The 7,409-nt window shown below is 38.2% G+C and carries 7 protein-coding genes; 1 reads left to right on the forward strand and 6 read right to left on the reverse strand.

Annotated features, from left to right (window positions below):
• Nucleotides 1-97: 97 nt before the first annotated feature.
• Nucleotides 98-877 carry an RDD family protein gene (locus tag PN497_RS00105; protein WP_096572067.1) on the reverse strand — a complete coding sequence of 260 codons (780 nt, stop codon included), beginning with the start codon at nucleotides 875-877 and terminating at the stop codon, nucleotides 98-100.
• 27 nt (nucleotides 878-904) lie between these two features.
• A complete protein-coding gene (locus PN497_RS00110) occupies nucleotides 905-1,738 on the reverse strand; it encodes a hypothetical protein (RefSeq protein WP_096572066.1) in 834 nt (277 codons plus the stop codon).
• 81 nt (nucleotides 1,739-1,819) lie between these two features.
• On the opposite strand from PN497_RS00110, the gene PN497_RS00115 reads away from it, so the two are divergent.
• Entirely contained in the window at nucleotides 1,820-2,785 is a 966-nt protein-coding gene (locus PN497_RS00115; RefSeq protein WP_096572065.1) for a stage II sporulation protein M, read from the forward strand.
• Nucleotides 2,786-2,865: 80 nt separating this feature from the next.
• Here the strand turns inward: PN497_RS00115 and PN497_RS00120 are convergent, their stop codons facing one another.
• The 4 genes from PN497_RS00120 to PN497_RS00135 form a co-directional block, all read right to left on the reverse strand.
• On the reverse strand, nucleotides 2,866-4,185 hold the full coding sequence (locus tag PN497_RS00120) for a DUF58 domain-containing protein (protein WP_096572064.1): 1,320 nt from the start codon (nucleotides 4,183-4,185) through the stop codon (nucleotides 2,866-2,868).
• A gap of 262 nt (nucleotides 4,186-4,447) precedes the next feature.
• Nucleotides 4,448-4,876: a DUF4344 domain-containing metallopeptidase gene (locus PN497_RS00125; protein ID WP_334310589.1), complete on the reverse strand. Its 429-nt coding sequence runs from the start codon at nucleotides 4,874-4,876 to the stop codon at nucleotides 4,448-4,450.
• Nucleotides 4,877-4,964: 88 nt separating this feature from the next.
• On the reverse strand, nucleotides 4,965-5,915 hold the full coding sequence (locus PN497_RS00130) for an AAA family ATPase (protein ID WP_096572063.1): 951 nt from the start codon (nucleotides 5,913-5,915) through the stop codon (nucleotides 4,965-4,967).
• 197 nt (nucleotides 5,916-6,112) lie between these two features.
• Nucleotides 6,113-7,237, reverse strand: coding sequence for a DUF4350 domain-containing protein (locus PN497_RS00135; protein WP_096572062.1), 1,125 nt, complete (start codon nucleotides 7,235-7,237; stop codon nucleotides 6,113-6,115).
• Nucleotides 7,238-7,409: the final 172 nt, after the last annotated feature.

A 7,409-nucleotide genomic window follows, 5' to 3' on the forward strand; every position in this document is an offset into this window, starting at 1 on the left:
GGGGACTGGTGACTGGTGAGTGGGGACTGGTGACTGGGGACTGGGGACTGGGAATAAATATGTTTCTTTCTTCTTTATCCTGCCTGCTGCCTGCTGCTTAAAACTCTGGTTGTTGATAGGCTAAATAAACAGCTTCTAAAAAGACATCAGAGGAAATATCAGCAGGTAAAATTATTAAATTTATAATAGATTTTACCTGCTCAGATAATTTTAGTGATAGAGATGACCGAGCTTTTTTAGACATTCCATTGCGGCGTTGTAAATATTCACGAATAATGGCAAAATCATCAGGCAATAATTGAGATAAATCCGAGATTTTTTGCAAACTGATATAAAAAGATTTTGCCTCATCTGAAATAGTAAGATTGGCAGATTTATTAACTTGTTGGGTTTGAATTACTATCGTTCCTGCGACTAAATCACCAAGGCGCTTTTCACTTTTAATAGACATAATTAAAAAAGCGCCAATAAACAAAGTCTCATCAATAGGACGCAGTAAAGCCCGGAGAGAAGCTTGTTGTAAACCCAAAGGTCTGCCATCATCTCGCACCACACGAATTTTTGCAATGCGTTTACCAGGGGTTTGTCCTTGCCAGAGAGTTTCAAAAAAAACAAAATAACCTGTGTAAATAAAGAAAAAAATCAGGAAAGCGATCGCAGTCATCCATAAACCAAAACCAGGACCAAAAATCTCTGAACCAATATCATATAATTGATTAGAAATAAATGCCCAGACTGCGATAAACAGAGCTAAACTTAAAGCCAAAATCTGATAGTCAATAATTAACGCCCAAGCTCGACTTCCTATACCAGCTAAGGTAAATTCTAACTCAACGCTTTCCGGGGTGCTGAATTTGATTCTGTTGAAAAGGTGCATGATTGGAAATTATTTTTCAATTTTGATTTAAATTTCTCGGTCACGTAACTCCAAACCTAAACCCTCACGCCGACTTCTTAGGTCATAGTAAATTACAGCTTTAATTGATTGCCAGAATGGCATTACAAACATTCCTCCTAGCAAACTGATCAGCATAGAAATAAAATACACTAGTCCGTAAATGAGCGAACCTGGTTCTAGTGCCAGTAAGAATAAACTAGGTAAATAATTAAATAAAAATACAATTGGTAGTGTGACAATACCAGCAACTATCACCACCCCTTGAATACGAAAAGCTGAAGCTTTGGTTAACTCCCAACTTCTATTCACACTCTCCGCACCATTAATATTTTCCTCAACTGCTAATGGTACTTCAGCTATCACCCAACGAGCGTAAAACCAAGTTAGTCCTGCCACGATAATAATTACCATCAAAACAGCGACTAAAGCGGTTGTAATTATAGCTCCTTCAGTACCTAAGATGACACTTAATACCCCTGCGAACAAACCAATCACTATACCACCTGCAATTGCTAGTCCAAGATAAACTAACAACAGATATAAACTTACTCGGAAGTAAATTCCCCAAAATGACCATAAAAGAGGCTCAACACGATCCCTGGCATCTGGAAGAGGTTCTGGTTGGTTAGTGAGTTCGCCAAAGGCTAAACGCGAGATTAGTCCAGAAATGGCTGCATATTTTGCCCAGCCATAGATAGGAACTAAAACCCACAAATGAGCTATCAAGGCTAGTTGAAGATACTTTTTGAGGTGAGAACGATACAAACGTACACCGGCACTAACCACATTACCAATACTTAATGGTTCAGCATTACTGGAAAAACCCAAGTTGTCAGACATAGTAGTAAATATTCCTGAAAATTACAGTTGGCAATTTTGAGGCCATATTAAGCTAAATTAAACTCAGTACCCGGAAATTTTATGAATATTAAACGTTGGATCGGCAGACGGGAAGAAAATTGGCAACGTCTTGATTCTCTATTGCGGAAAGTAGAACAAAAAAAGTTAAAATCTCTCAAATCTGGGGAAATTAGAGAGTTAGCCAGTTTATATCGTTCTGTAGCGGCAGATTTAGCCCGCGCTCGTACCCAGGAAGTAGGTAATACTTTAATTCAAAGTTTACAATCCCTCACAACTCGCGCCTATACTCAAATTTATCAGGGTTCACGCAAACAAGAATGGCAAGCAGCGTTAGAATTTTACCGTTTTGGATTTCCGGCTGTAGTGCAGCAAACATTTCCATACATAGCTACCGCCACAGCTTTATTTATCTTAGGTGGTTTAGTAGCTTGGTGGTATGCTTGGCAAGATCCCAGTTTTATGTCGCTGATAGTACCAAATCATATAATTTCCCAGGTCCGAGATAAAGGTGAGTTATGGATGGGTTCTATTGTCGGTATTGAACCTTTGGCATCCAGCAATATTATGATTAATAATATTTCCGTGTCTTTTGTTGCTGTCGCTGGAGGAATTACTGCCGGATTATACACAATTTATATCATGATATTTAACGGTTTATTAATTGGTGCAGTTGGTACTTTAGTTGCTCAAAATAATCTCGCTTATCCATTTTGGGCGTTTGTGTTTCCTCACGGTTCAATAGAATTACCCGCTATCTTTTTTGCAGGTGGGGCGGGACTTTTAATAGCCAAAGCAATTATATTTCCTGGTAAATATCGCCGTCGAGATGCAATTAAATATTATAGTTCTCTAGCTGCACAATTGGTATTTGGAATTGTGCCGATGTTAATTATAGCTGGAATTATTGAAGGTTTTTTCTCACCTAATCCTATTGTTCCAGACCCGATTAAATATTTAGCAGGAATGGGATTGTTTATATTTTTAGTGCTGTATTGTAATCGTAAAAATCAATTGGTTAAGGGATAAAAAATTAAAAATTAAAAATTAAAAAGGAATGAAGAGGAAGATATTTTAGCAGTAAGGGTAATTCTTCCTCCTGACTCCTGCTAAAGCTGATTTCTGGCTTTAAGTTTTAGATAACTTTCAACTAATTGATCAGAAATTTGATTTGCTGGTGCATCCAGAACCAAAACACCTTTTTGTTTTAATTGGGCAAAAGCAACTTGTCTTTGTGCTAATAAATCTAGAGATACTGCACGAGTATAAGCTGTTGTGATATCGTCAGTAAAATTGTGTGCTATGTTGTCAACTTGGGGATCGCGGAGGGTGACACAAAAAGGTAAATAACGGGGTGCTAATTTGCAGAGTGCAGTGAGAAGTTCTGAAGAAGCCGTAATATCAACTAAGTCAGTAATTACCACTACTAGCGCCCTGCGGGTTTGCTGTTGAACTACATGAGTGACAGCGCCTAAATAATCAGATTCTAATAATACTGGTTCAATGGGAGTAAGTCGATCAATTAGTTGATTAAGGTGATGTTGTCCCCGTTCTGGGGGTATCCAGGTGTGTACTTGACGATCAAATACAGCTACACCAACGCGATCGCCCCGATGTAAACCCGCCAATGCTAAGGATAATGTGGTATTTAAACCCCAGTCAAATCGCTGTAAACCCTGGACTCTGGCGGTCATCAATCGCCCACGATCTAGTAAAATCAGTACAGTTTGTTCCTGTTCTGGTTCTAAAACTCTGACTAATGGACCTGTGTTACCATAACTACGTCTAGCGGTAGCTTTCCAATCGACAAACCGCAAATCATCACCGCTGCGATAGTTCCGCAGTTCTGCAAATTCTGTTCCTATACCCATTTGACGAACTTTGCGGATAGAACCAGATGATTGTAATGTCAGACGAATCGAGAGCGATCGCAACCCCATTAAATCAGGATACACTTTCACCCGTGTATTTTGGGGAATTTGCCAATCATCCCACCCTAACCCCCAATTTCCCAACTGTCGTACTTGAATATTTCCCCAAGGAAAATCTCCTCTTTGATTTGGTTGTACAGTGTAAGTTATCTCTTGGGTGTTATTTGCAGAAAGATTAACGCTGAGAGTCGATGTAGAAACAGTAAACTCTGTCGGATAGTAATCACGAATTTGAATAATACTATTTGTATTTCCTGATTCTACCTTTAACACTACTGGATTATCACGGCCAATAGATAAACGTGAGGGTAATTCCCGACTAATTTTAACGCGAGATTTTCTCACTTTTAAACTATCAATAACCATCAATCCTAAAACCACAGCATCAAATAACAAAGTTAAAGTGATGCTTTGGTAAATACCCACAATCATGGATAAAATGGGTGATACAGCAATTGCTAAACCTAATAAAAAATAAACTTTTTTAGATGGAATCATATAGTTCACAGGTGACAGGTGACAGGTGACAGAAAAGAGTGAATAGTTATTAGTTATCATTATTCATGCTTTATTGTTAACTGTTAACTGTTAACAGTTAAGTGACTTCTGATCCAATTTCTTTATGAGGCTGCGCCTAAATTCTTCATCTCTTATTTCCTTCTTTCTTTGTGTCCTTTGTGTCCTTTGCGGTTAGTTCATTCTTGAATTTAGCGCATCTTTATCAAGAATTGGTATGACTCCTAAATTCTTCCAACTCTGATTATAATAAATTCATACCTTCTCTTAAATGAGGATTGAGTATAGTTCGCCAAGCCTTCAGTTTTTTATTATAATCTATTCGGCAAGTAGTTTGTCTTTCTGGTGGGATACCTATATTTTCTACCAAAACATCATACTCTTTGGGGTTTTTACCATAAACCAAACAAATAATATTATAAAACCTTTGATAATTCAAAGAGTGTTCATCCCAAAAAGATAAATCTTGACTTACACTTTCCATTTCCTGATTTCCAGATAAACCAAATTGGATAGCAGATGGCAAATAAAAACGGTAGCATCCCCAATGTGTAAATTTATTTTTATCTAACGGAAAAATGATCCAGGGTCCTGATATGATTGAACCGCAAAGACGAGCCAGTGCGTTGGGCAGCTCTGCCGACTTGTAGCAACTGGCGTGCAAAGGACACAAAGGTAAGAGAGTTTAAGAGATGTTTTCGTGTTGCTGCGGTTATCTTTTCAAAATTGGGATGCTCCCGATAAAAACAGCAAATTGCTGATTATCTGGGAACTGGAACTTGATTAATTACCGCAGCTATTACCGCATCTATTTGTAAACCATCTAGCATTGCTTCTGGTTTCAAAAGTAAACGATGACGCAACAGTGGGGAAGCAACAGCTTTGATATCATCAGGTGTGACAAAATCTCTACCCGCTAACCAAGCAGATGCTTGAGATGTTTGTAACCAAGCACCAGCAGCGCGAGGAGATGCACCTAAAGCTAAATCAGGATATTGACGAGTTTTTTTCACCAATTCCAAGAGATAATCAACTATAGCTTCAGATACCTTAACTTGTTTAACGGCTTGCCTAGCCTCTAAAATATCAGCTACTGTAGTGATTGGTTTTAACTTGGCAATATCCAAGCGTCTAGCTGCAAAACCCGCTTGTCGATTTAGTAACATTTGCTTTTCTGCTGCTTGATCTGGATAATCTACAACTAGCTTGAATAAAAACCGATCTAACTGTGCTTCTGGTAAGGGATAAGTACCTTCAAATTCCAGGGGGTTTTGCGTCGCAATCACCCAAAATAAATCTGGTAATGGTAAGCTTTCACCATCTAAGGTGACTTGCATTTCTTCCATTGCTTCCAGCAGTGCAGCTTGTGTTTTGGGGGGAGTGCGGTTAATTTCGTCAGCGAGTAAAACTTCTGTAAAAACAGGACCTTTTTTGAGTACGAAGTTGCGACTATTTAAGTCGAAAATATTTGTTCCTGTAATATCCGATGGTAAAACATCTGGTGTAAGTTGAATCCGTCGGAAATCTGCTTGAATTAACTGCGCTAACACTTTGACTAGGAGTGTTTTGCCAGTTCCGGGAACACCTTCTAAAATTATGTGTCCACCTGCTAACAATGCTATTAGCGATTGCTTAACTAGGTTGGATTGTCCTACAATTATTTGGTTTAGCCCTTGTCCAAGGCGAATTAATACAGGATGTGTTGCACTCATATTTTTATGGATAACGTAAGTTGCTAATCAAGAAATAGGAGTCAGGAGTCAGGAGTCAGGAGTCAGAATTAATTTTTTGTCTATGTTTCCATCACGGTTATAACTAGCAACTTGCTAATAATTCAGGAGTCAGGAGTCAGGAGTCAGAATATTTGATAGATCAGTAGATTATCAAATCTTGAGTTAAAGATTAATTTTTAGATGTTAGATTTTGAATTGTGATTTTTCCGTAGGCTTTGCCATTTCCCTAACCAGCTTATCAGGTCTTGTTCACTGATTCGGTGTTTTTTTACTTGTAGTTTTAAGACTGCATCTAGTTCTGCTGCATTTTTACCTGTTTGATCTTGCCAAACTTTGAGTAAAACTTCATTTTCTACTAGTATTTGACCTAATCCTAATACTTTTTGTAGTTGCAGTTGTTCTTCTTTTCCGACCATTTCCAGTACAAAATCGCTAGATTCTGCTTTTTGTAAAATTCCTGCTAATGCTTGTATGTAAGCCTGACTGTTATCTATAACTGGTGTATCTAAAGTGACGGGTTTACCAAAGCGGCGATTTTCAGACCAAATTAGCACTAATAACAATACCACCACCTGTACCAATGCTGGAAATAAAGGAGTTTTCGCCAAGTAACCCAATAAATCGCCTCTTCCTTCTTTCTCTCTGATATCAGGATCTTTGTATCCGTGGATATATTCGTCTATAAGTATTTTCTGGTTACCTTTGGTAACTAAATCTGCTAAATATACGAAATTTGCTTCTTCTTGATAAGCATTGGCGGCTAAATGGGGAGTGGTAGCGAAAATGACTTTGCCTTTACCATATTTCTCTTCCCAGACTACAGCACCATAGCGATCGCCTAACAAAACTTGTTCTAACTCTTGTTCTAACTCTTGTTCTGACTGAGATTTTTGATATCTTCTGCTAGTGTCGATTTTGACATCCCCAAAAGCTGATTTTTGATTGCTGCTAAATTCTGCTGCTGTTGGTGGTTGTTTTACACCTAAAATCACTAAGGCATTACCTTTTTTTACCCATTCAATTTGTTGTGAATAAAACATTGGGTTTCTGAGAGTGCTGTTCACCTGGAGCAAAGTTACAGGGTTTGTTTCGGTTTCAATATCACTAAAAGGCTTTTGCCAACGTTGGATATTTGTGCCTTGAGATTGCATAAAAGCATACCAAGCACCATAACCTTCAGGTGCGCGATTATAACTAGAACCACTATTGATTTTACTGCTAGGAGCAACTGTTATGCTAAGTAAAATTATGGCTGCTAGAGCGATCGCACCTAGCCAAATAATGCGGTTACGGCGTTTCATATTTTTAGGTGACTGGTGACTGGGGACTGGTGACTGGTGACTGGTGACTGGGGATTGGTGATTGGGTAAAAATAACTAATGACTAATAACTAATGACTAATAACTAATAACTAATAACTAATAACTAATAACTAATAACTAATGACAAAAGTCTCATGTCTAATGTCTAATA

It is taken from the genome of Sphaerospermopsis kisseleviana CS-549 (genome assembly GCF_028329225.1).
Taxonomy (GTDB): domain Bacteria; phylum Cyanobacteriota; class Cyanobacteriia; order Cyanobacteriales; family Nostocaceae; genus Sphaerospermopsis; species Sphaerospermopsis kisseleviana.